The sequence below is a fragment of the Vreelandella zhanjiangensis DSM 21076 genome (genome assembly GCF_000377665.1).
Classification (GTDB): Bacteria; Pseudomonadota; Gammaproteobacteria; order Pseudomonadales; family Halomonadaceae; genus Vreelandella; species Vreelandella zhanjiangensis.
Window position 1 is genome coordinate 294,741 of record NZ_KB898649.1, and the last position, 24,362, is coordinate 319,102.

26 protein-coding genes are annotated in these 24,362 nt (G+C 53.3%); 5 read left to right on the forward strand and 21 right to left on the reverse strand.

What is annotated here, in order from left to right; genetic code table 11:
• Positions 1-91: 91 nt before the first annotated feature.
• From D467_RS0110370 to D467_RS0110390, 5 genes are all read right to left on the reverse strand, one after another.
• Positions 92-1,318: a metal-dependent hydrolase family protein gene (locus D467_RS0110370; protein ID WP_018917454.1), complete on the reverse strand. Its 1,227-nt coding sequence runs from the start codon at positions 1,316-1,318 to the stop codon at positions 92-94.
• A 23-nt stretch (positions 1,319-1,341) separates the two neighbouring features.
• On the reverse strand, positions 1,342-2,649 hold the full coding sequence (locus D467_RS0110375) for a TRAP transporter large permease (RefSeq protein ID WP_018917455.1): 1,308 nt from the start codon (positions 2,647-2,649) through the stop codon (positions 1,342-1,344).
• Positions 2,650-2,659: 10 nt separating this feature from the next.
• A complete protein-coding gene (locus D467_RS0110380; RefSeq protein WP_018917456.1) occupies positions 2,660-3,160 on the reverse strand; it encodes a TRAP transporter small permease subunit in 501 nt (166 codons plus the stop codon).
• Positions 3,157-3,786 carry a TetR/AcrR family transcriptional regulator gene (locus D467_RS0110385; protein ID WP_018917457.1) on the reverse strand — a complete coding sequence of 210 codons (630 nt, stop codon included), beginning with the start codon at positions 3,784-3,786 and terminating at the stop codon, positions 3,157-3,159. Before D467_RS0110385 ends, D467_RS0110380 begins: the two co-directional genes overlap by 4 nt.
• Positions 3,787-3,848: 62 nt before the next feature.
• A complete protein-coding gene (locus tag D467_RS0110390; protein WP_018917458.1) occupies positions 3,849-4,985 on the reverse strand; it encodes a C4-dicarboxylate TRAP transporter substrate-binding protein in 1,137 nt (378 codons plus the stop codon).
• A gap of 180 nt (positions 4,986-5,165) precedes the next feature.
• Here D467_RS0110390 and D467_RS0110395 point away from each other — a divergent pair, with 180 nt between their 5' ends.
• Positions 5,166-5,888 carry an AzlC family ABC transporter permease gene (locus tag D467_RS0110395; RefSeq protein ID WP_040460352.1) on the forward strand — a complete coding sequence of 241 codons (723 nt, stop codon included), beginning with the start codon at positions 5,166-5,168 and terminating at the stop codon, positions 5,886-5,888.
• A complete protein-coding gene (locus tag D467_RS0110400; protein ID WP_018917460.1) occupies positions 5,885-6,199 on the forward strand; it encodes an AzlD family protein in 315 nt (104 codons plus the stop codon). Before D467_RS0110395 ends, D467_RS0110400 begins: the two co-directional genes overlap by 4 nt.
• Positions 6,200-6,394: 195 nt before the next feature.
• Here the strand turns inward: D467_RS0110400 and D467_RS0110405 are convergent, their stop codons facing one another.
• The 4 genes from D467_RS0110405 to D467_RS0110420 all read right to left on the reverse strand — a co-directional run bounded on the left by D467_RS0110405 (position 6,395) and on the right by D467_RS0110420 (position 9,534).
• Positions 6,395-6,955 (reverse strand): cysteine hydrolase family protein, encoded by a 561-nt coding sequence (locus tag D467_RS0110405; RefSeq protein WP_018917461.1) that lies wholly within the window; start codon positions 6,953-6,955, stop codon positions 6,395-6,397.
• The gene (locus tag D467_RS0110410; protein ID WP_018917462.1) at positions 6,948-7,400 is read right to left on the reverse strand and encodes a hypothetical protein; all 453 of its coding nucleotides are present in this window, start codon (positions 7,398-7,400) and stop codon (positions 6,948-6,950) included. The genes D467_RS0110405 and D467_RS0110410 overlap by 8 nt, the downstream gene beginning before the upstream one ends.
• A 139-nt stretch (positions 7,401-7,539) precedes the next feature.
• A complete protein-coding gene (locus D467_RS0110415; RefSeq protein ID WP_018917463.1) occupies positions 7,540-8,010 on the reverse strand; it encodes a hypothetical protein in 471 nt (156 codons plus the stop codon).
• 84 nt (positions 8,011-8,094) lie between these two features.
• Positions 8,095-9,534, reverse strand: a complete 1,440-nt coding sequence (locus tag D467_RS0110420) for an alkaline phosphatase (RefSeq protein WP_018917464.1) — start codon at positions 9,532-9,534, stop codon at positions 8,095-8,097.
• A 258-nt stretch (positions 9,535-9,792) separates the two neighbouring features.
• Between D467_RS0110420 and D467_RS0110425 the strand changes: the two genes are divergently transcribed.
• Positions 9,793-10,878 carry a PA0069 family radical SAM protein gene (locus tag D467_RS0110425; RefSeq protein ID WP_018917465.1) on the forward strand — a complete coding sequence of 362 codons (1,086 nt, stop codon included), beginning with the start codon at positions 9,793-9,795 and terminating at the stop codon, positions 10,876-10,878.
• 100 nt (positions 10,879-10,978) lie between these two features.
• On the opposite strand, the gene D467_RS0110430 is transcribed toward D467_RS0110425, so the two are convergent.
• The 4 genes from D467_RS0110430 to D467_RS0110445 form a co-directional block, all read right to left on the reverse strand.
• Complete coding sequence (locus D467_RS0110430) at positions 10,979-11,209, reverse strand: hypothetical protein (RefSeq protein WP_018917466.1); 231 nt, start codon at positions 11,207-11,209, stop codon at positions 10,979-10,981.
• Between the two features lie 10 nt (positions 11,210-11,219).
• Positions 11,220-12,404 (reverse strand): Na/Pi cotransporter family protein, encoded by a 1,185-nt coding sequence (locus D467_RS0110435; RefSeq protein WP_018917467.1) that lies wholly within the window; start codon positions 12,402-12,404, stop codon positions 11,220-11,222.
• Positions 12,405-12,575: 171 nt separating this feature from the next.
• Positions 12,576-13,838 carry a tyrosine--tRNA ligase gene (tyrS, locus tag D467_RS0110440; RefSeq protein ID WP_018917468.1) on the reverse strand — a complete coding sequence of 421 codons (1,263 nt, stop codon included), beginning with the start codon at positions 13,836-13,838 and terminating at the stop codon, positions 12,576-12,578.
• 86 nt (positions 13,839-13,924) lie between these two features.
• Positions 13,925-14,734, reverse strand: a complete 810-nt coding sequence (locus D467_RS0110445; RefSeq protein WP_026285717.1) for a helix-turn-helix transcriptional regulator — start codon at positions 14,732-14,734, stop codon at positions 13,925-13,927.
• 84 nt (positions 14,735-14,818) lie between these two features.
• Between D467_RS0110445 and D467_RS0110450 the strand changes: the two genes are divergently transcribed.
• Positions 14,819-15,130, forward strand: coding sequence for a winged helix-turn-helix domain-containing protein (locus D467_RS0110450; protein ID WP_018917470.1), 312 nt, complete (start codon positions 14,819-14,821; stop codon positions 15,128-15,130).
• Between the two features lie 22 nt (positions 15,131-15,152).
• On the opposite strand, the gene D467_RS0110455 is transcribed toward D467_RS0110450, so the two are convergent.
• The 4 genes from D467_RS0110455 to coxB are packed head-to-tail and all read right to left on the reverse strand — an operon-like array spanning position 15,153 to position 21,301.
• On the reverse strand, positions 15,153-17,339 hold the full coding sequence (locus D467_RS0110455) for a heavy metal translocating P-type ATPase (RefSeq protein ID WP_018917471.1): 2,187 nt from the start codon (positions 17,337-17,339) through the stop codon (positions 15,153-15,155).
• Between the two features lie 9 nt (positions 17,340-17,348).
• Positions 17,349-17,705, reverse strand: a complete 357-nt coding sequence (locus D467_RS0110460; RefSeq protein WP_018917472.1) for a hypothetical protein — start codon at positions 17,703-17,705, stop codon at positions 17,349-17,351.
• A 3-nt stretch (positions 17,706-17,708) separates the two neighbouring features.
• Positions 17,709-20,237: a cytochrome c oxidase subunit I gene (gene ctaD / locus D467_RS0110465; protein ID WP_018917473.1), complete on the reverse strand. Its 2,529-nt coding sequence runs from the start codon at positions 20,235-20,237 to the stop codon at positions 17,709-17,711.
• Positions 20,234-21,301 carry a cytochrome c oxidase subunit II gene (gene coxB, locus D467_RS0110470; RefSeq protein WP_018917474.1) on the reverse strand — a complete coding sequence of 356 codons (1,068 nt, stop codon included), beginning with the start codon at positions 21,299-21,301 and terminating at the stop codon, positions 20,234-20,236. Before coxB ends, ctaD begins: the two co-directional genes overlap by 4 nt.
• Before the next feature lie 35 nt (positions 21,302-21,336).
• On the opposite strand from coxB, the gene D467_RS0110475 reads away from it, so the two are divergent.
• Positions 21,337-21,798 (forward strand): DUF2231 domain-containing protein, encoded by a 462-nt coding sequence (locus D467_RS0110475; RefSeq protein WP_018917475.1) that lies wholly within the window; start codon positions 21,337-21,339, stop codon positions 21,796-21,798.
• Positions 21,799-21,819: 21 nt separating this feature from the next.
• Here D467_RS0110475 and D467_RS0110480 read toward each other — a convergent pair whose 3' ends face one another.
• The 4 genes from D467_RS0110480 to D467_RS0110495 form a co-directional block, all read right to left on the reverse strand.
• Complete coding sequence (locus D467_RS0110480; protein WP_018917476.1) at positions 21,820-22,245, reverse strand: CopD family protein; 426 nt, start codon at positions 22,243-22,245, stop codon at positions 21,820-21,822.
• An 83-nt stretch (positions 22,246-22,328) separates the two neighbouring features.
• Positions 22,329-23,129, reverse strand: a complete 801-nt coding sequence (locus D467_RS0110485) for a DUF2797 domain-containing protein (protein ID WP_018917477.1) — start codon at positions 23,127-23,129, stop codon at positions 22,329-22,331.
• 28 nt (positions 23,130-23,157) lie between these two features.
• The gene (locus tag D467_RS0110490) at positions 23,158-23,442 is read right to left on the reverse strand and encodes a YeaC family protein (protein WP_018917478.1); all 285 of its coding nucleotides are present in this window, start codon (positions 23,440-23,442) and stop codon (positions 23,158-23,160) included.
• A 10-nt stretch (positions 23,443-23,452) separates the two neighbouring features.
• A complete protein-coding gene (locus D467_RS0110495; RefSeq protein WP_018917479.1) occupies positions 23,453-24,304 on the reverse strand; it encodes a rhomboid family intramembrane serine protease in 852 nt (283 codons plus the stop codon).
• Positions 24,305-24,362 lie beyond the last annotated feature (58 nt).

Consider the following 24,362-nt stretch of genomic DNA (forward strand, 5'->3'; position numbering starts at 1 on the left):
CAGTGCCCAACGACGCAGACGCCGGAACTATTGAGTCCCGGCGCCGGTGCAGTCAGATAAAAATTATCTACTGAGTATTTAAGCGTAATGCTTAAAATACATTTTTATAAGAAACGCCCCCTTTCATAATGAGCATCAGCTGTTCGTCAGGCTCGGTAAGCACAGTGATATCGTCCAGGGGGTTATCTTTAAGGATAATGACATCACCACGGGCGCCAGGGATAATTTCACCAAAATCGCCCGTATGGCCGTAGGCATCGGCCGCGTGGCTGGTGGCCGCACGGATCAGCTCATCGGCAGGTACCACCTCTTTGCGAAGATGGAACTCATTGAGCTGATGGCGCTGCATACGGCCCAGCAAGTCAGAGCCGTAAAGCATTTTCACACCGTGGCGCTGCGCCATTTCAAGGGCTTTACCACCCGCATCGAGTACGTCGAACACTTTACGCTGCAGCTCTTCAGCCATACCCGCTTCTACGCCTTCTTTCGCTAACGCATCGTAAGTACACAGCGTAGGCGTCAAATAAGCGTCATGTTCGAGGAATAGACGGCAGCTCTCCTCGTCCATAAGATTACCGTGCTCGATGGTTTTAACACCGCGGGGAAGTAGGCGATTAATAGCACGTGCTGTATAGGCATGAGCCATGGTATGAATATTGGCAGCCGTCGCCTCTTCTACAATGGCGTCGATCTCTTCAAGCGAAAACTGTGTGCTATCAATACGATCTGTGGGTGACGACACGCCACCAGACGCCATGATCTTAATTTGAGTAGCGCCTTTGCGAATCTCATCACGTGCGGCCTGACGTACTTCACTAACGCCGTCACATACACGGCCAAGGCCTGCACAGCAGAAGCAGCCTTCAAAGGTTTGCTGGCCGGGCCCACGCATATCACCGTGGCCACCCGTTTGTGAGAGCGCCCGGCCAGCGTACATGATACGTGGCCCGGCCAATGTTCCTTCATCTACCGCTTTGGCAAGGCCGTAATCAGCCCCACCGGCATCGCGTACGGTGGTAAACCCACGCATCAACATGGCTTCGAGCAGCTCGCTGGATTTGGCGCCCACGTAAAACGGCGAAAGCGTGCCCAGTAGCGCAAAGTTGGGCGTGATGGCGGTGACGTGTACGTGGGAATCCACCAGACCTGGCATCAGGTAGTGGCCTTTTACATCGATCACCTGGTCGTCGTTGCCCTCAAGTGGGGACTCGCTTACCGCTTCAATGCGCCCATCTTTGATGCGCACCTCATGATTAGGGAGCACTTTACCGTTGCGTGAATCGATAACGTTGGCGTTGATAAAACGAGTGGTAGTCATGAGTGTTCCTTATTGTATAAGCGTCAGAACATTTTCTGCGGAAGATAAAGCGAAAGCGCAGGAATCAGCACGATGAGCAGCAGCGCAACGATGTCCATCACGATGAACCAGCTCACGCCCCTAAAAACCTCGCTCAAGGTAACGCTGTTGCCAAGTGCGCCTTTGATGACATAGACGTTAAGCCCGATAGGCGGCGTGACCAGCCCGACTTCGAGCAGTTTGACCACGATAATGCCAAACCAAATCAAATTAAGATCGGCGCCTTCAACCAGGGGAAGTATTAGCGGCAACGTCAGTAACAGCAGACCAATGGAGTCGATAAACATGCCTAAGACAAGGTAAATAACGGCTACCGCTAGGATGATCCACCACGTCTCAGTGCTCACACCCAGGATTAACTCTGAAAACGCAGCGGGTACACCGCTCATGGCCAAAAAGCGGGTGAAGAACAGCGAGCCGATCAAGATAATAAAGATGCTAGCCGTGCTTACCGCCGTTTGGACGACCGCTTCACGAATGGCAGCGATGGTTAGAGTACGGCGGGCCAAGGCGATTAATGCTGCAATGGTGGTGCCTACTGCGCCCGCTTCGGTAGGTGAAAAAACACCCAGAAAAATCCCGCCAAGCACAGAGCCAATGAGTAATGGCAGCGGCCAGATATGCTTGAATGCATCCCACTTTTCTTGCCAGGTAGAGCGTACATTGGTATCCCCAGCCAGGCTTGGGTTGAGCTTGGTACGCACCATGATCATGGCAATATATAACAGCGCCGAAATAACGCCCGGGATGAATCCTGCCATGAACAGCTGGCCAACTGATACTTGGGCATAAACACCATAAAGTACCAATAAAACGCTTGGCGGGATCAGCGAGCCTAGCGTACCTGATGCAGCAACCGTGCCCGTTGCCAGTCCCTTATCGTAATTATGCTTGAGCATCTCGGGCACTGCGATGCGTGACATGGCGGCAGATGTTGCAACGCTTGACCCCGATGCGGCGGCAAAAAAAGCCGACGCCATCACGCTGGAAACCGCAAGCCCGCCAGGAAGCCTCGCCAGATAGAGGCGCATGGCCTGGAAGAGGCCTTGAGTCATGTTAGTGGAGGTACACAAGTAGCCCATGAATAGAAACATGGGCGCGGCGGTTAATTCCCAAGTACCCGCAAAATCGAACGGCGTGGCAGAAATCATCCCCCATGCCACTCGCATGTTGGTCATTTCGCCAATGCCGATAATCGATACTAATCCCAAGGCAATACCGATTGGCACGCGCAGGGCGATAAGGGCCAAGGCAATGGCGATACCCGCCACACCTATCTCGATGTTAGTCATTGATTAGCTCCTACAGTGCTTGGCGTTGATGCACTGCCTTGATCATGTTGGCGAGAATGGCCAGGCACATGGCGGCAAAGCCGACCGGTAATGCCCAGCGGCTGGGCCATAAATAGAAGGTAAAGTTGGCCATGGCGGTTTCTTGACGCACCGTGGCACGAACGGCATCAAGATAGCTCTGGTAACAGAGCATGCCGAAGTAAACCAGGCCAAGCGTACCGGCAAACAGGTAAAACGCCAGCTGCACAGGGGGCGAAAACCTGCCTACAAAAACATCGACACTGATGTGCTCCCGCTGGAGTTCCACGTAGGCAATGGGCAGAAACACTACCGCGACCATGTAGTAGAAGGAGACGAATTCCAGCGTGCCGGTAAACGATTTACCAAAAAAATAACGCAGCCCTACATCAAGCGTGACATGTAGCGCCATCAGGATAAGAAACAGCGCCGCCAACACTAGTGCGCTCTTGGCAACCCATTGGCTTAATGACTCAACAATGCGCGTGATCATACATACTCTCTTGTCTTCGCTTGCGAAGATGCAAAGCCAAGCTCGATAAGGGCGTCTTTCCAGAACAGCAGCATGTCGCGGTAAAGCTCTGGGTCATCACGCCATATGCTCTGGGCGCCCATACCGCGCATCATGCAGAGTGTGGCGTTCAAAGCCACGCGATTTTGCCGTGACGTATGCCTTGAGCTGGCAACAAGCTGCTGCCAGATTGTCTCTAAAGAGCTATTGAACCTGGCAGCAAGGGGAATAAGCACTTTCATGATGTCAGGATCGGTACGGGCAGTGGTCAAATACTCCAACGTCACCATGTACAGATCCCCTTTGAAATGCTCGTGCAGTACTCTCAACAGGCTATCGAAGTCAAAATTACCCTCTTGCACGCTGACTGCCAGCTGGCGAACGTTCTCAACCTCTTGGTTAAGCAGGTCCTCCAGAGCTGACTGCATCAAAAGCGTTTTAGACGGATAGTGATGAACCAAAGCCCCACGAGACACACCGGCCTGACGAGCGACATCAACCGTCGAAGTGGCACGAATTCCCTTGGCAAGAACGCATTCGATCGTTGCCTGCATCACGCGAGCTTGAGTGTTGCGTGAGCGCTCTTCCTGATTTTGTCGCTTCGTCATACCGGTCCCTATTTTTATTGCATTAACGTTGGCTGCCTAGCAGGCATACAGAGTACGTTAAATTAATAAATGCCGTAATCAGCGGGAAGTTTGCTGTAGATTTCATCTATCGCTAACTGGGCCAAGGCCTCTTCGTCACTGCGATCAACGCCTTCAAGCAGTGCTTGCCACTTTTCATAGGTGCTTAGGAAGTCATCAATCAAGGCTTCGGGGTCTTCCACGCCATACTCATCGCGCGCTTTGTCGTAGACGTTGGCAAGTGCTTGCTCGCGGAACGCGACCACGGATTCCATGAGGTCAGCTTCCGGCTCATAGACGTTGTTACCTAGCTCTTTGGCCTCTTCAATAGCAGACTCTGAAGCGCTAATGAATTGCACAATCATGCGCGTCATGGCTTGAGCAGTGGCTTGCTTGAAAACATCGCGCTGCGCGTCATCAAGGCCTGACCAAAACTCTTCGTTAAAGCCCCACTGAGGGCCAGACCAGTACATGCCGGTAGGCAGAAGCGTTGTGTGTTTGGCCACCTCCCAGAGGGAGCGATCAATTAGGTCGTTAGTGGCGTTGGTAGCACAATCCAGTGATCCACGGTCAAGACCGCTATACATTTCACTGGAAGGAACATTCACGGGGGTGCCGCCAGCTTGTTCTACCCAGGCAGATACCGTTGAACCTGCGGTGCGGATACGCTTGCCGCGCAGTTCTTCAAGATTACGCACCGGCTCCCGACAAAACATCATGTAAGGCGGGGTGCTATAAGCGCCCAGATAAACGATATTCAGATCTTCCCATTCAGCGAGCTGGGTGGGATTGTTCAGGCTAAAGTCGGTAACCGCCAGTATGCTGACCAGCGGATCATCATAGTTAAACCCTAGCTCCTGAACCGCATTGGCTACCGGCATTTCAGAAGGTGTGTAAATAGCGGCATGGTGTGCTACCTGCACAATATTATCCTGAATACCCTGCAAATTAGCGCGCGGCGCTAGTAGTACAGTACCCGTATAAACCTCAGGTTGTAGCTCCCCATCAGAAAGCTCTTTAACCATCTCAGCCCATTCGATATAACCGTAACGAGAGTGAGGGTGCTGTTGGTCGTAAAACGAATTAGCAATAAAAGAAGTTGCCGCTTGAGCGGAAGTAGCAAAAGCAGGTAACGCAAGAGAAGCGACAGCCAGAGTGAGTGCATTGCGGTTGAAGTTCATATTGTATTATCCCCGAACCGAATCAATCGGCAGTTTTTAGTGTTATGTTATTTCATTTAATCGTGGCGGCATACTATCTTCTAGCGTATGCACACTATTCAATTTAAACTTCAAGAAACATAAAAACAAGCAGGTCTGTTTGTTTTTATATGAAGCGTACAGAAGATTACGAGTAAGCTTATGAAAAAAGATAAGAATAAAATAAAATTGGACATGGCTGGCACATGGAGAGGAATTCTCATGATGCTCCCCTTGGCGGCCTTCACTGTCGCGTTTGGTTTAGCCTTTGGTGTAGCTGCTTCACATGAGGGTGTCACTCATTGGGAAGCGATGTTGATGAGTGTGCTTGTCTTTGCTGCTCCGTCGCAATTTGCAGCGCTTGAGCTATGGCAGACGCCACTGCCCATGCTGGCCCTAGCGGCCACTACCCTCACGATCCATACCCGGCATGTCTTAATGAGTGCGTCCTTATACCCTTGGCTCAAGGCATTGCCCTTACGCCAACAATTCGCCGTAATATTCATGCTGACAGATTCAAATTGGGCTATGGCGTTAGGTGAATATCATCGCGGCGAGCGTAATATTGGCATTCTTTTAGGCGGGGGTATTGCGCTATGGGCTGCCTGGATCGCAGGAACTGGCTTAGGGTTAGCATTCGGAGGTGGGATCAATCAACCCGAACGCTTTGGCCTTGACGTGATCATGCTATGTTTTCTGCTGGTCATCGTGATAGGTGGAAATCCCAAGGCGTTGATGATTTTACCGTGGCTGGCAGCAGCCATTAATGCCTTATTGGCGTATTGGTGGCTGCCTCCCTATCTGCATGTAATGGTAGGCGCTTTAACGGGCGGGATGGTCGCCATCTTATTACCTAAACGCTGGTATAAGACGGGGACATCATGAGTTCAATCACGGTGTGGCAATCGTTATTAGCAATTATGTTAATGGCAGCCATCAGCTATGGCTCTCGTGTGCTGGGACTGCTAATTATGGCGCGTTTACCATTAAGCCCTAACGTTCAGCTTTTTATTAACGCCATGTCTAGCTCAGTGCTTATTGCGATTATAACGCCAATCATTGTGCATGGTGACGGCGGCACCCGCCTCGCCGCTATCATGGCAGGCATGGTGGCGATTATCTTTAGAAGCCCATTAGCATCAATTGCAATAGGAATCGTATGCGCAGCGGGTTGGCGTTGGTGGTTTATGTCATAAAAAACATTTAAGTCAAACCAATTAATATGTCTCTTAACTCTGACCAACAGTCAGCTTTTATTAAAAAAAAAATAAAATAAAGGTATAGAACACCAACTTTATTTAAAAATAAATTTTTAAATAATACATACTACAAAAAATTAGCAATGCTATTTTTATTTCTAGGAATCAGGCGTAAACGTTTTGACTGTTAATTTAAATTAATAAAAGTGTCAACGCTTTATCACTACTAACAATAGCCGCATACTCCCCTTCCAGATTCGCCAGTGACATGGCGTGCACTTCATCCGCCGTACGATAAGTGCCTGCGTAGTCCTGCTTGGCAAAGGTAAACGTGGCATCGGCGACAACGTGGGTATCAAAGCCAAGATTACCGGCTGTGCGAGCAGTGGCTTCAACCGAATTGCTCGTACTCACACCGACGATCACCAGCCGCTTGATCTCGCGAGCGTGAAGCCAACGTTCTAAACCTGAATGGGTAAATGCGCAAGGTACGTTCTTTTCCACTACGTGCTCGTCAGGTTGCGGAGCTAGTGCGGGCTGGAACTCTGCGCCTGGTTGCCCCGCCCAAAATGGCGAGCTGGGGGTGCGTGAGATATGGCGTACATGCACTACGGGCCAGCCCGCTTTACGCCATTCAGTGAGCAGGCTCTGAATATTATTTTCGGCATCCAGGTTATTGCGCTCACCGATGGCGGGATCGCTCATTCCTCGCTGCATATCGATGATCACCAGGGCGGCAAATTGATTACTCAAAATACTTCAACCTTCTATACAGCTTGCCTAAAAAGCGTGTGCCCAGCATTAATCCAATACTGAGTAAAACCACTGCCATCGAACCGTAACCTACTATTCCGCCCCACACCCACTGGCTAATCGCCGTACCCAGGTGGTGAACGAAAAGATACACGCCAATTAAGAAACTACCTGCCCGTACCAAGCCTGTCTCGCTGATGGATAAGGCTAAGTCAGTGCTATCACTGTCATGAATTTTATGGGCCAGTAATCCAGCAGAAAACCACAATGCAACACCCGCGATGAAAGGCATAACGGTGGTTGCCAATAGCCCTGGCAGCCATTGAGATAATTGCGCATCAGATTGCAGGCTTGGGTTAAACAGTAATATCGACAAGTTTACGATTGGATTAATAGCGAGGTAAACGGCTAGCAATCGAATCAGCAGAATAGAAAAAGGTTTCATGGGTTTACCTAACATGCAAAACTTAAGCATAAGCCAACTTTGGCATGAAAGCCCGGTAGCAGATACAACATCGCCCTGATAATTGCTTACCAAGGCGATGAGGCAACACCGTTATATCAAGAGTTATTAGATCGGTTAATTAACGATCGCGAATGGCAATAGGTCCAATAGGCGCAACGTTGGGCATGAAGATGGTGACCTCATTAACATCATGCATAGGGGCAACGAAGTCCGCTTTCCAGGAACCGACGCGAGGATTCTTGGAGGGATCATAATTAAAGCCCAGATGCAGGTTATCCGGGGCGACCACGCCACCATCTTGACGCAGCAGCGAGAACGATTGGTCACCGAACTCGGCGTAGATCAATCCATCGATACGCTCAAGCGGGATATCTTCATAAATGAGCTCACCGGAGTAACCGGGGTAGTCGGTCACAAAGCGCACCTCAATATGCAAAACGCCATCCTTGCGCACGGCCTTGTACGGCTCGGCATAGGCGTGGCCACTGGCAGTGGGTGCCTGCTCGGCGTTGAGGGCAAGGGCCGGGCTGCTAGCCGCTGTCGCCAGCATTAGAAAAGAAAGGCTTAAAAAAGTGGTTCGAAGCTTCATAGCTGGCTCTATTCGAGAGTTTCGTAAGTGTCTAACGGAATAGAGCCGCCCGAAGGCGGCTCTGTAATTGCAGTACGTGAGTATTTACTCGGCGTCGATACCAAAGGCATTCATGCCCGCGCGGAATACGTCGGTGTTGTCGACCCAGTAATGGCTGTCTTCATCCACTTCGTAGCGGGAAAGCCCTTCTTCTTGCTGAGCGATGTCATAGAAGAACTCAGCACCTGCACCGTGAGCATACAGCGGCACCAGTTCACGGGTGTGGGTGTCGGAGTGCCAACGTACCAGCGGTAGCGCACCGGCGCCCTGATTGACGATCGGGCTATAGGCATTGACGTCAGAATCAGGACCTTGCAGCAGGCCGTTGCCGTGGTCGGTAGTAACAATGATCAAGGTATCGTCCCAGGAGCTGTTGTTTTCTACCCACTCGACAGCCGCTTCAACCGCTTCGTTGAAATCGATCTGTTCTTCGATGATACGCGGCAGGTTATTGGCATGAGCGGCCCAATCCACAGCGCCGCCTTCAACCATAAGGAAGAAGCCATTGTCGTTGCCGCTTTCGTTGGCGTTAAGCACGTTCAGGGCAGCCCCGGTCAGGGTGGCCAAGCTCGGAGAGGTATCCAGGAAGTTGCCACCGATCACGCCAGGACGGTTGTATTGAAGGGTCTGAATGTTCTGCACCAGACCCAACAGCTTGTCCTTGGGCAGGTCGATTTCACCGGCGGCCAGCGCTTCAAAGTCTTCCTTGCTTTCGATAAAGGCATAATCCGTTTCGCCGCTCATCAGGCGCTGGTAGTACTCTTCACCACCAATAAAGCGAAAATCGCTCTCACCGGGGTTATCGACACGCTCGCCTGCCGCATCGTAATAAGGGTGACCGGTACCGATGGCCACAGTGGCAAGGCCGGAATCAACGATTTCGCGGCCAATCGCGCTGTAGTCGTTGCGGCTTACGTTATGGGCCAGGAAACCGGCTGGGGTAGCGTGTGAAATCTGCACTGAAGAGACAACGCCTAGAGCACGGCCGCTTTCAACCGTGTATTCGCCGATATGCTTGAGCGACTCATCGTCGTTGGACCAGTTAATTGCATTGTTGAAGGTCTTCTGGCCGGACGCCAGCGCAGTCGCTGCCGCGGCGCTATCGGTGTAATCGGCGCGGGCATAGTCGTAACCGGAAAAATAGCCTTTATAGTTACCCAGGCTGCCCTCGTAAACGGTGTCTACCGCTTCGTCGTTCCAAAGCTGGGCTGGCTCAAACGTGACCGTTCCGTCGTCGCTATTGGTGGGCATATTGGAGGTATTCAGCGGATGAGTGGCCATGAAAAGCTGCACATCAAACTCATCGTAAACTTCATGACCCAGCGCGCCATGACGGAAGTAACTTGCCGCGCGGAACGTCTCGATACCGGCACCATCGGTGACCATTAAAATGACATTTTTAGCCGTATCTTCCTGCGCTAATACCGGCGTAACCATTATTGATGCCAGTGCTAACGTAAGTGCTTTTCGCTTAAAATTCTTCATTTTCATCCCTTGGCTAAATTTAGCTAACTCGTTATTCGGCTAAGCCTAACGTTCGAAAATGTCATTTCTGTGAATCTGAATTAATAAAATTAATTTTTGCTAATAAATGATTGGCTGCTTTCTACTCACACAATAACGGGTCATTCAATAACGCCCCGCCTTAGCCATCACTTCGCTAATAAATCGCCCAAGGCTTGCACGTTCAGCCACACCACATATACTGTATATATAAACATATATAAAGATAGAGGCAGGCGTATGGCGTCTCTCGGTAAACCATCAGCGCAAACTACCGTGCATAAAGGGCGTGGGGCTACTTATGATCCGCACAACCGCTTTGCGCCAACCCACAGCGTGGCGGAGGACGATGGCTGGTGGCGAGAGGAAGCCTCCACCACGTTGGTCACGGAAGTACGCGAAGAAACCAGTAAAAGCGCGCTCTCCTGGAATAAATCGCCCGACCTTCCTTTTGACCGTTCGTTGAACCCTTACCGAGGCTGCGAGCACGGCTGCGTTTACTGCTACGCCCGACCCTCCCATGCTTACTGGGATCTATCGCCGGGCCTTGATTTTGAAACCAAGCTGATTGCTCGCAACGGCTTGGTGGAGCGCTTAAGTGAGGAATTTTGCAAACCGGGCTATGTCTGCCGGCCTATCAACCTCTCGGGCAATACCGATTGCTACCAACCGCTGGAAGCCAAGCGCCAGTTAACGCGCCAGCTGCTTGAGCTTTTATTGGCATGCCGCCATCCGGTCACTATCGTGACCAAAAGCACTCTGGTGCTAAGGGATATTGACCTACTGGCTGAAATGGCGGAACACCGTCTGGTGCGTGTGTTTGTTAGCCTGACCAGCCTGGATGCCAATATGAAGCGCACACTTGAACCCCGAGCGGCCTCCCCTCAGGCACGCTTAAAAGTTATCCGCGAGCTTAATACCGCAGGCATCCCTGTGGGCACCTTGGTTAGCCCGGTTATTCCAGGACTTACCGACCACGAGATAGAACGCATTCTGGAAGCCGCCAGCCGCGCAGGTGCACGAACGGCCACCTGGATGTTGCTACGCCTACCCCATGAGGTAGCGCCGCTTTTTGAATCATGGCTTGAAGCTCACTACCCTGAGCGAGCAGCGAAAGTAATGAGTTTGATGCGCCAATGCCGGGGCGGGAAGGCCTATGATGCCCAGTTTGGCAAACGCTTTCGCGGTGAAGGAATTTTTGCCGATATGATCGCCCAGCGATTTAATCGCGCCAGCCGTCAGTGGAACTTCCAGGCACGCACCGAGCAGGGGCTGAATACCCGAGACTTTCGACCGCCCAATGCTCAAGGCGATCTCTTTTATTAGCGGCTATAGAAAAAAAGCATCTGCCAAGTCTTCTCAGCGGAGAGAAAGTACCCAGCAAATGCTTAGAGGATGATGGTTAACAGCTTGCTTTACGCAAATCCTATTTGCGCCGGTCGCGTAGCTCGTTAAGTACCAGCGCGAAAAAACCTCGAATCTCGTCTAACTTCGGGCGCGCCTCTTCAATTAGCGTATCGAAAGGCTCTAGTTCACGCTCTTGGGCTTCCCTTTCAGCCAGCTCGTCTCTGATTTCTTCAATAAGCTCGGCTGAATCATCCAGCATGGACTTAAGCTCAGCGGTCGATGTTGAAACGATCTTATGTTGAGTTGTCATGGGTTTTACCTCAAAGCAGCGTAGTAAACGCGATCAGGATGGCCGGTATTAATATAAATACGCCTAATACCCAAGCGGCCGCCAAGGCTTTTCTCTCCGAAGCCACACGGCCTAGCCATTCAGCGCCTTTAACAGGTAACGGGCGAAGAAACGGCAACCCAAAGATAACCAGCACCGCGAAACAGTTAAACATTAAGTGAACCAGCGCGATCTCAAGGGCGAGTATGGCCGTTGCTCCGGTAATCGCGGTGGCGGCAAGCAGCGCTGTAAACGTTGTGCCGATGTTCGTGCCCAATGTAAACGGATAAATCTGGCGTAAAGAGAACGCGCCTGAACCCGCCAACGGCACCATCAAACTTGTAGTAGTGGAAGAGGACTGGACTAAAAACGTTACCATGGCGCCGGAGGCAATTCCGGTGACAGGACCGCGGCCAATGGCATTGTGCATAATGTTTTTTGCCCGCCCGACCATCAGTGTTCTAAGCAGCGCGCCAATGTAGCGAATTGCTAAAAAGATCACGGCAATGCCCAAAACAATCATGGCAACCCCACCGGCAATCGTGGGCAGGTTCATGGCCACACTTTCGACAGTAGAGGTAATCGGCTTGGTTGCCATGCCGACAATATTGATGCTGCCCATGGAAAGGTCGGCGTCGCCGTAAAATAAAAACGCCATGCTTTGCGCCAGCTTCTCCAGCGGATGAAAGATAAGCTCGATAGGCAGGAAAATAGCTACCGCCAGCAAGTTAAAAAAGTCATGCACCGTTGCCGCGGAAAACGCGCGCCGAAACTCGGCTTTATCGCGCACATGCCCCAGGCTTACCAGCGTATTGGTGACCGTTGTACCGATATTCGCCCCCATGATCATGGGCACCGCAGTGGCGACCGGCAGCCCTCCGGCCACAAAGGCCACAATGACGGAGGTGACGGTCGAAGATGATTGAATTAAGGCCGTGGCGGTAATTCCGATCATCAGCCCTATAAAGGGATTGACTGCAAACTCAAACAGTTGAGCAGCGTGTTCGCCCGCGGCAATTTTGAAACCGTTGCCAATAATCGATACCGCACAAATCAGGAAATACACCAGCAAGGCAAGCGTGAGCCACTGCCTTAATGTCCCTTTACGCCTGACCTTTACCCTTCCCCGCTGGCTGGGTAACACCTCTTGTACAGCGCTATTAATATTTTCGGCCATTTGCCACACCCTCATTGGAAGGAAAAACGCCTTGATACCCACCTACTCCATCGAAGAATGGCGGCTATAGGTGACATAAGCGTGACAACGGCGTGGCACTATGGTGTTAGTGCGAATAATGGCGGCTAAGCGCGAATGCCGTTCATCCCTGAAGCGGCATTCCACATATAGCTACCCGCGCTTGAAAAGACGAAAGTGCTTTTTACCTTTTTGCACGATCCAGTATTGATCGAAAAGCGCAAACGCTTGGCTAAGCGGTCCTTGCTCGGCGCGTTCGCCATTAATGCGTACGGCGTTCTGGTCAATCAACTCACGGGCCTGGCGCTTGGAGGAGGCGAGCTCGCTTGCCACCATGGCCTCTTCCAGGGTCTGCTCAAACGATACGTCCTGGCAGCGCAGCCCATCGAGTTCAAGCTGCTGTAGCTCGCTGCGAGAGAGAGCAGCCACTTCACCACTGAACAGCGCCTGGGAAATACGCTGGGCAGCCGCCAGCCCCTCCTCGCCATGCACAAAGCGGGTAATGGTTTCGGCAAGCACGCGTTGCGCCTGAGGTTTGCCCGAGGCCTGCTTGTCTGCTGCTTCAATTGCGTCGATTTCATCGCAATCGATAAACGTGTAGTAGCGTAAAAAGCGGTAAACATCGGCATCGTCTGTATTCAGCCAGAACTGGTAAAACTGATAGGGCGAGGTCTGTTCCGGGTCGAGCCATACCGTACCGCTTTCCGTTTTACCAAACTTGGTACCGTCGGATTTAGTAATTAACGGCAGCGTCATGCCGAATACCTGCTCGCCATTCAGACGGCGAGTGAGGTCGATACCACTGACGATATTGCCCCACTGGTCGTTGCCCCCCACTTGTAGCCGGCAGCCCAACGTCTTGTTGAGGTGGGCAAAATCATAGGATTGCAGTAGCGCATAGCTGAATTCAGTAAACGACATGCCTTGGTCAGGCCGCTCAAGACGCTGACGAACGGATTCCCGGTTAATCATTGCGTTCATCGAGAAGTGTTTGCCCACATCGCGAAAGAAGTCGATCACGTTAATCTGGCCGATCCACTCTGCGTTATTAACGGCTTTCAAAGGCGCGTCGAGGTGGGGAGCCATCAACCAATAAATTTGTTCTCTTAGGGCGTTAACCCAGCCCTCAACCGTTTCGGGTGAGTTAAGCAAACGCTCAGTCGCCTTGAAACTGGGATCACCAATCATGCCGGTGGCGCTGCCCACCAGTGCCACACCATGATGCCCCGCATCCTGAAAGCGTTTGAGCATCAATAAGGGCACCAAATGGCCGATATGCAGGCTACCCGCCGTGGGGTCGAAACCGCAGTAAACGGTCTGCGGTGACTCAAGCAGAGCCTGAAGTTCATCCAGGTGAGTTGTCTGCGCAATCAAGCCACGCCGTTCAAGGTCGTGAAGCAATGCCTGTGCGGTCATCATGTTCGCCTTTATAGCCATTAGAAAGGATGGCCATAGGCTAAAAGTTAGCGGCGCAATCAGCGATATCCCTAAAGGGATAGAAATCAGGATTGGGTTACGGGCGGTGCGGTAATGGCATGATTGATAAACAGGCCAAAGAGCTCGCTTAACGACGCCACACCCAGCTGGGCGTAAATACGTTTGCGGTGGTTCTTGACCGTACCCTGGGTGATCTGCAGGCGCTCGGCAATCTCTTCGGAATCCAGGCCCTGCACCATCAAGGCAGCCACCTGCTGTTCACGGCGGGTCAAATGCGCCTGCCCAAAGCTGCCAATGGCCTGGCGAATGTGCTGACTAATCGGCTGGTCGAGCTGTAAAGGCTCAGAAAGATGCAGCGGATTATTGCCCCACTGTTTGCGGCACAGCGCGGCCAGCAGCTCAATATACGGCTCAAGGTAGTGGGCATCGGAGGAAGAGAACCCGTCACCCGCCAGCAACCCCAGATAGATAACAATCCAGCGGGCATCATCCAGGCGAATGGCGAGGCAAAGTTCATCCTGCCAGCCGGTTCGCTGATAGAAGTTGCTGGCGTATTCGTTATACCCGGCAGGCGGTACCACATCGGCCATACGCAGCACGCCCTGGCGCGGTGCTTGGTTGAGCGCTACCAGAAAAGGGTCCTGCTGGTAGTCCTGCAGCAAGTAGCGCTGAAAAAGCAGCTCACGGCGTTCGGGAATGGAATCGAACAGGTAGATAGGGTGTTTGTCAGGCCGGTACCCAATGATCACCGCACAGTCAAAGTGGATAATGGTTTTGAGCAGCGCCGTCAGCCGTGAGGTGAAGCTCACCGTGTGCAGCGCATCAATCGTCTGCGTTAACGCATGCGGCATGGCGTCTTTAAAGAGAGTAGGCATACGTGTTAAACGGTAGCTGTGGCAGAGGACGTTCAGTATGCTTTAGTCCGCGCTCATTTATAAGGCAATCACACGGTAGATTTTATGACCGACTCTCTCAGCAAGACAAAATCCAGCTTCTATCGCCGTCTTTACGTGGCTTACCTGATCGATCAGGGAGTTTCTAGCGTGCCTGCGCTCGTGAGCTTCTGCGGCATGCCGCGTCGTACGGCTCAGGATACCATCGCCTCGCTTGCCGAGCTGGATATTGAATGCCAGTTTCAACCGACACAAGGCGAGCGCCATAACAGCGGTGAATACCGGATTATCAGCTGGGGCCCTATTGATCCTGCCTGGGTCAAGAAGCAAGCAAACCAGCTGGCCGAAGCGCTTGCCTACCCCGCACTCCCTTCTTGATTTGGCCGCTTGGTCCAGCAGATCAGTCGCGCCAGGCAAGCCGTGCAGCGTTCAGCGTAACGCTTAATGAACTGGCGACCATGGCCAGTACCGCCACCAGCGGTGGAATGGCCATAATGATGACAAGTCCTAGTGCCAGCGTGTTATATACCGCCGAAAGGGTTAAGTTTTGGACCATCACATGACGGGTAGCGCGCGCGGTGGCAAGGCCCGTCACTAAACTGGCAATGCCAGGTTTTAACAAGTGCGCAGCGGCGCCTTCTCGGGCAGCGTCGCTGGCGTTAAAGGGGGCCATGCCGACATCGGCGGCGGCCAGGCTTAAGGTGTCATTAATCCCATCACCGACAAACAGGGTGGGAGCAGGCAACCCTTGCACCAGGCGCGCTTTTGCTTCTGGCGAGCGCTCGGCATAGCAGGCTTCCGCGGGCAACCCCAACTGCTCGGAAGCGGCGTACACCGCGCTAGGCCGGTCACCGCTGAGCATGGCGACCCAGTAGTTAGCCTGAAGTGCATGAACGCTCTGCACCGTATCCTCCAACAGGGCATCCTCTAGATAGAAGCTGCCTAGCCAGCCTTCCTCATCCGCGAGCAGCACTTCTGACGCCGATGGGCTTGAAGCACTGGCCGCCTGAGGCGGTAGCTTAATGCCCTGGCTTTCAAAAAAGCGTTGGCTGCCCAGCCAGATATCGCCTTGTTCAGGCAAGCGAAGATGCACGCCCTGCCCTGGCACATCCTGTATCACACTGGCGGATATAGTCGTTGTTTTCTCAGAACGCGCCCAGCGCGTCAATGCCTGGGCCAGCGGGTGCTGGCTATTAGACGCGGCCTGATAAAGTGTGGCCTTAAGCGTAGGCTCTGCCACACCCTCTCGGCTTTCCCAGGCCATAAGCGCAGGCTCGCCCTGGGTAAGCGTGCCGGTTTTATCCAGTGCAATCGCCTGAATTTTAGCCAGCGTTTCAAGCGCTGCCGGGTCGCGTAATGCAATGCCTTGCTGAAGCAGTTGCCCACTCCCCGCCAGGCTTGCCAAGGGGACGGCAAGCCCAACGGCGCACGGGCACGCAACTACCAACACTGATAGTGCGCGCACGGCAGCCTCTTCAATACCCAGCCCGAGTAACAGACCCACCGGAAAGGCGGCGACTCCAAGCAACAATGCCACGGGGCTTAACCAGGCAGCAAAGCGGTCGGCGAGTTTTTGAAGCTCGCCTTTCTGGGCCTGATAGTGACGCATCTGTTCGCGCAGACGGTCCAGGCGGCGCTGGCCTAACGCCTGGGTAACGGTAATGACGACTTCGTCGCTGCCGAGTAATCGACACCCGGCGTAGACCGCCTCCCCTCTGGAGAAATGCCGGGGAACACTTTCCCCGGTGAGCGATGCGGTATCCACCCAGGCAGCGCTTTCCAAAATGCCATCCAGTCCAATCAGCGTTTGAGGCGCAAGTTTTATCCGCGCCCCTGGCTCAATCGCGGCTAATGGAACTACCCGCCACTGATCATCCTGCCATACCGCGGCTTCGTTATTGGGCTCGGGCAAGGCGTCGAGTGCCTTTAACCCTCGGTGGCGGCATAGGGTTTCTACCAGACGCCCGCCTAGCAGCAGCACAATCAGCATCACGGCAGTATCAAAATACACCTCTGCCGAGCCGCTCAATAAAAGCCCGATGGAAACCACTACAGCAGCAAGAACGCCGAGGGTTACCAGTACATCCATGCCCGGTCGCTTGGCGCGTAGCGTACGCAGGCCCGCCCGATAAAACGGCCAGCCGGCAAAGGTCACAACCGGAATAGAAAACGCCCCGGACACCCAAGCGACGACCCACTCAATCGTTGGATCAGGCAACGCGCCGGCATAGATCAGGAGGGAGGCGAGCATGGTCCACATGCCAAATACCGAACCCACCAGCAGGCGCAAGCTCAAATAGCGGCTTTCCTGCTCTAAGCGTGCATGCGCATCAGCATTGGGTTCCAGCGCGGTTAAACGGTAGCCCAGGCGCTTTACTTTAGGAGCCAGGGCCTCGAGCGAGATAGTTTCGCTGGCGCCCTTTACCCATAGCGTGGCCGTTGGGTAATGCACGCTGATACTCTCAACACCTTTACGGTGACTAAGCACTCCCTCAACGGCGAGCGCACAGCTGGTGCACCACATACCGTTTAGCGTATAGAGCGCCTCGTTATTGCCCGGCTCACCCGGTGCCGTTTGAGTTGCCACACTAAACCCTTATAAACAAGGCGGCAGACCCACCATCGGCCCGGCAACAAACATCACGCCTCCCGCAGAAAACACATAAAGCCAGGCGGAAACAAAGGCGTTAAAGTGCCGCCGTCCTTCATGCATTTTGGCTTCTTGGAAACATCCCCAGGCTAGCCCTGCCAGTAGCAAAGCAGTCAGCAGGCTCAACAATAACAGGCTGATATTGATTGAGGTGAGGGCACCCTGCGCGGGGTCGGGGGGCGCCACGGCGCAGGCGACCGAAAGGCCGCCATATATCGTGATAAACCAGATACTCCAAAGCGTTAGCCCGCCGACAAAATGGCCCGGATGAGTGAGATGCAAACGCTGAATAATAGCTTTCATGCTTTAGCTCCCAATCACTCTAGGTAACACGGCCAGCGCAACAATCAGCATCCAGAACACCACTGCGTTATAACGCCAGAAATAGGCCACTACCACGGGCTCAAACGGCGCATGAACGCCTACATAGCGATAGCCAACACGCATACCTTGAAGCAGAGAAATTACTGCTCCCAAGGCGCTGTGCAGCAATGCGTAGTACAGGCCTACCATTAAGATAGCGTCATGGGAGGTTTCCGTAACTGCCAAATCAGCGCGCCACATTACCCATAAAATCAACGCAAACTGTAAGGCGCCTAAAATCGCTGCCCCGTAAAGGCGCATCGCCAAGCCGCTGTCCTGCTGCTTACGCAGTTTACTGACACTGCTCTCCATTAGCGCCGAACCTCCCAGCAAGGCAACCCCGGCGACCACTAACGCAACTAATGAAAGCGGTGAGGCGTCAGGCATCCGCCATCCTGGCGACACGGTCCATAAATAGAACCAGCCAAAAAGATAAGACAGGAAGAAAGACCCGTTGGCGATCATCGCCGTGGTCATGGCCCATAAACCAGGGCCATCCATGGTACGCGAATGAAGCGGGGGATCGCCGGGCATCACCTTGGCATCGGGCGCCGCTCTGGGGTGAGCGCCATTTTCCCACGACCAGCGTAGTAGAAAGCCGATGGCAATCAACACGCCGACCCCAGCCACTGGATACCAGCGCAGCAACAGGCTGATACACACCACGGCCAACGCCATGGCCGCAAACAATGGCCACCAGGAGTTACCGGGCAAATGAATGATTTCCCGCACTTTGCCGGTCAGCGGGTCAGTACCCCATAGTTCACGGCGGCCGTGGTCGGCTGCCGCCAGGCCATGCTTGCCTTCCTGCATCTGCTGCGGCAGTTCAGGATGCTCCCAAAGCGGGTGGCGGGTTTCGACGGGTGGCAGGCTGACAAAGTTATAGGGGCTAGGCGGCAGTTGGTTGGCCCACTCAAGCGTATCGGCGTTCCATGGATTGGTCTTGGCAGGCTTGCCATAGCGAAAGTGCAAGGCAATATCGATCAGTACCATGGCAAACCCGGCGGACATCACAAAGCTGCCGACAGACGACAGTAAATTGAATATGTCCCAACCAAAGCCGGTATCGTAGGTATACACTCGCCGCGGCATACCTAAAAGCCCTGTCCAATGCATGATCAAGAACGTGGCATTAAAGCCTATAAACACCAGCCAGAAGCCCCACTTGCCGATCGTTTCAGACGGCATACGCCCGGAAAACAGCGGCAGCCAGTAGTAAATGCCCGCCATCAGCGGAAACAGCATGCCCCCCACCAGCACATAGTGCATATGCGCGACCACAAAGTGAGTGTCATGGACCTGCCAGTTGAACGGCACCAGCGCCAGCATGACGCCGGTCAAACCACCGCATACAAAAATCACCAGAAACCCGACGATCCATAGCATGGGCAGCTTCATTTTAGGCTTGCCAAGCCATAGCGTGGCCAACCAGGCAAATATCTGAATCCCGGTCGGAATCGCCACCAGCATACTGGCTGCCGAGAAAAACGCTTGGGCCAGTTGAGGGATGCCCACAGTGAACATATGGTGAACCCACAGGCCGAAACTGACGAACCCCATGACGGTAATCGCAAAGACGACCCAGCCATATCCTACGATAGGCCGCCCAGCAAATACGGGAATGATGGTTGACACAATGCCCGCAGCCGGCAAGAAAATGATGTAAACCTCAGGGTGACCAAATAGCCAGAAAAGGTGCTGCCAAAGTACCGGATCACCGCCGCCTGCAATATCAAAAAACGGCATACCCACGGCACGTTCAAGCTCAAGCAAAATACTGCCCAGAATCAACGGCGGAAAACCCACCACGATCATTAGCGCCATGGCGAGGATATACCAGGCAAACAGCGGCATTTTATGCAGCGCCATACCTTGCGTACGAGTACGCAGAATGGAAACCACCAGCTCTACACCAGCAGACAATGCGGAGATCTCAACAAACGTAATACCCAAAAGCCAGAAGTCGGACCCAAGCCCTGGCGAGTATTCGCTGCTGCTCAGCGGTGTATACATGAACCAGCCGCTGTCCGGGGCCATTTCCAGCACCATGCTGAAGCACAAAATGATGCCGCCAAACAGATAACACCAGTAACCCAGGGCAGTTAGCCGTGGGCACACCAAGTCGCGTGCACCAATCATCTTGGGGATCATGTAGATCGCCAAACCTTCCAAGATGGGAATGGCGAACAGGAACATCATCACCGTGCCGTGCATGGTGGTCACTTGGCTGTAGATATCCGGGGTCAAAAAGTTCTGATCGGGCGTCGCAATTTGCGTGCGAATCAGCATCGCCAATATGCCGCCAATCAGAAAAAATGCCATCCCGGTGACCATAAACCGCAGGCCAAGCGTGGTGTGGTTAACGATGGTTAAGGCTTTTAAGCCGCGTGGATTTCCCCAAACATCAGACAGGTCATCATGCAGTTTTTGCAGATTTTCTGGGCCGGTTGCTTCTGGGTTTCTCGTGGTCATGGTGTCAGGGTCTCCAGCCAAGCACCCAGGGACTCCAAGGTGGCAGTATCCATATAATCGTGCGGCGGCATTTTGTTACTCGGTTTAAGCGTTTGATGATTTTCCAACCAGTAATGGATGGCGCCCTCTTCCATAGGCAATACGCCAGCGCCCAAGGTGTATCGTGCGCCTATATCGGAAAGATCGGGTCCGATGGACGATGAAGAAAGTCCGGCCACGCTATGACAAGCGGCGCAGGTGGAGGCAAAGGTTTCACGGGCCTGGGTAAAGTTCTCATTGGCAATGGCCAGCTCGGCCAACCGTTCCTCCTGCCGATCAGCCAGCCATGCCTCATACTCCTCGCGCTCGACGGCCTCGACGTAAAGGTTCATATGGGCATGTTGCGCGCCACAAAACTCGGCGCACTGAGCGCCAAAAATGCCCGGCTCATCGGCCTCAAGACGGATAACGTTAACCCGGCCGGGCAACATATCGATCTTGCCACCTAATCGTGGCACCCAAAACGCGTGGATCACATCAGCGGAGGTAACGTGAAAGTCCACGGGCTCACCGGCCGGCATAATCAGCTGGTTCGAGGTCACGACTTCGCCACCCTCTGCGCCTGGGTAGCGTACTTCCCACCACCACTGGTGGCCGATAACTTCTATGACCTCCGGTGGCTCGCTTAACGGCAGTGGCAACATACGTTTGCCGGTCGGCACGCCAAAAATGAGGAGCGCGCTGACACTGAACACGGGCAATAAAATTCCGCCCCCCACAATCCAGCGGCGGGCAATTTTACGCTCTTGCTGAGGTGTCCGTTCTTGGTGCTTGCGCTTAAACGCATAAAGCCACAGCGCAATGACCCCGATAAACACGACCGTGGCAAAGGTCAGCATGATCCACCAAATAAGCACTACATCGCGTGCAGCTTGCCCAGCGGGGTCTAGAATAGACTTATCACCGGCACAGCCCGTGAGTCCAAGCAGAACCACCAGCGAAACGTACGTTAACCGGTTGACCCGCCGCGTAACAGCACGTTGAATACATAACGAGGCGACGTGATATAAGTAGCGTTCCCTCATGTTTTTATCCCTATTTCTGCCCACAGGAAGTGATTATGGCAAACCCTAATAGGCGCACAATTAAAAGCCGCGCCGCGATTGCTGGCCACCCGTTGCACCCGCTGATGGTGCATTTTCCCGTTGCTGCGCTTATGACCTTGGTAGCTTGCGATTTGGGCTACTGGTATACCGCCGACCCGTTCTGGCTGCGCGTCGGACTTTGGCTGGCGGGCATTGGCGCGCTCGGCGGCTGGCTTGCGAGCATCGCCGGCACGATTGACCTGGTCAGCGTTGGGCAGATTCGCCGTTTGATCACGGGCTGGAGTCACGCCATTGTTGCCGTTGTCATGCTTTCGCTTGCATCGTTTAACTGGCTGATACGCTTTAATCAGCCCGAAATGGTACTGCCCTGGGGCATTGCTATTTCCGTAATCACCGCGGGCTTGGTGGCACTGGCTGGCTGGCTGGGTGGCCAGTTGGTGTATGAACATGCGGTGGGTGTTGAAGTAGAGGAATAGCTTGGCACTGGTCATGGCGGGTTAACTCCAGTCCAAGGGTTTAGCCAATACAAACCCTAATACGCTGAGAATACCCGCCAAAGCCAGCAGCAACGCTAGAATCGAGGCCGTTTTTACACCTTTATAAATGCCCATTTCCAAACGCAGGATTAACCAGCCGCAGCTGCCATGCGCCGCGACCATGGCCACTACCGCGGCTAGTTTAAAAGCTAACCAACCGCCCATTAATCCGTGCAATAGAAATAAGGCGGTGCCCGAAAATATAGCGACCAGGGCTGCGGGGGTTGCCACGGAGATATAAAAAAACCGCGGCATGGGAGGCGAGCCCTGAGCAAAACCCGCGTCTTTACGCAGCTGAAGCGAGTAGCTCAGTAACGCAGGCAGGTATAAAAGTGAGCCGCACCAGATAACGAGCGAAGCTATATGCAGAAGTTTTAGCCAAGGCATTGTGGCTTCCTTGCGTTGCGTTAGGCTTGGATGAATTGCGCTCCCTATACCTTAGCCAACACTTGCCACTCTAGCTAGCCGATTTACGTGAGGCTAATTTCGTAACCTGTGAATTTTCGGAGATTAATTACGCCAGTATCCAATATCAGATACTGTCCTTTAATGCCTTGAAGCACTCCCTCGACCCGCGGCTGCTTGTCAAAATTATGCGATACCACCTTGCGTGGAAACGTCTCAACCGGGTAGTCAAAGGCGTACGGTGCCTCATCCAGCGTGCGGATAGCGTCCTGCCCATGCAGATCGCGTAGCTTGTCTAATCCGTCACTCAATACATCCAACAGGCGATCGCGCTCAGCGTTTAAGTCAAGCGGCTCGACTTCCCCTTTCAGCATAGCGCGCCAGTTAGTGCGGTCGCTTACCTGCTCTTTAAAAAGCATCTCGACAAACCCCGACTGTTGACGCGTATTGACTTCGAGTATGGGCAGCGCCTGAATGGCGCCCTGATCCAACCAGCGAGTAGGCATCTGCGTTTTACGCGTAATACCTACTTTTAAGCCTGATGAATTAGCCAGGTAAACAATATGTGGTTGAAAGCAGTGTGTTTCACCCCATTCCGGCTCGCGGCAGGTACCCAGAAAAAAGTGGCAGGTTTCAGGCTTCATAATGCAGGTATCGCACTGCGCCAAGCGTTTGAAACAGGGATAACAGTGACCTTGGGCAAAGCTTTTTTTGGTTGCCCGCCCGCAGTGCGTGCAGGCAATGGCGCCGCTCCATTCAAGCGATAACGGCATTCCAATACGTGAATTGAGTGGAATCTCTTGATCTCCTGCCCGCAGGTGATAGACCACCTTGTCGCCAGGCTGGTCGGGCAATGTGGCGGACATCTTACGTAAACACCCTTGCACTACCTGTTCAGTCACGCGTTGCATCCCGACCCAGACCTGCCATTTCCGGTGTAACGCCAGCACCTGATGACGCTGCACCACAGGTACGCTGTTCCAGGTAGCCCACTCGGTTTTCTTCAGCAACGTTATTTTCGGCCTCGTAGCGCATTACCGCTTCCAGACACAGCTCTGTTTGTTCGGCGGTCAGAAAGCGGCCGTCGGGCCATTTACGCAACGACACAGCCTGTTTAAGGCTTTCATAAATCGCCGGGGTCATCTGGTTGATCATTTTATCAAACGTCATATCGCTCATAGCGGGCCTCTTAATCTGTTTTCAAACGGCGTGAAGAATAATACCAGCCTGTGACAAGCCCCACGAGAAGCCCACCTAAATGTGCTTCATTGGCGACATTGCCAAACCCTACTGAACCAGCCAGATCCGTCATGGTGAATACCATCCACCCCAACATGAATACGACCAGCATTTGCGGAACGAAAAAACCGCTATGCGGCACGCGGCGAGACATCAGCCAGACATGCCCCAGCAAGGCATATACCACGCCCGACATTCCGCCAAACAGCACCGTGCCGGTGACGTACTGGGCGAGGTTGGCGCCAATACCGGCGATTAACAGCATAAGCAGCATGGTACGGCTGCCCTGTAACGCTTCGATTTGGCGCCCAAAATACCATAGCCACATTAGATTGAAGATAAGGTGCATCAAGCCGAAATGCAGAAATGCCGGAGAAAGCAGGCGCCACACCTGACCAGACGTCAGGGCTTGCGTTAAATTGCCGTACACCAGCTGATTGCCCTCGATGCCTACCGGCACAATGGTCAAAGCCATGACGATAACGTCACCAAACATTTCGGTTAAGGCAAATATCGCAAGGCTTATCGCAATGGATAGCACGGTTACCGGCACGCGACGCAGCAGCGCCAGCATATTGCCTGTCGTCCGCTTACGTGTGGCAGGCCGATCCAGAATCAGTGGTTCACCACGCTCCCAACGCCCTACCAGGGCTTTTAATTCTTCATGCTGGCGCGGGTCGGCCACCCATAACAGCGGGCCATCGGCTTCATCAGTAATACGGTGGCCGATCCGGTAGTGCCATAGTGCTTTACGCAATTCCTGCGTATCGACGCCACTGGGTAAACGTATAACGGGGTGCATAGCCTCTCCCTGTTGAAGGCCTTGAAACTTAACCACCACCCTATAGATCAAGCCGCCA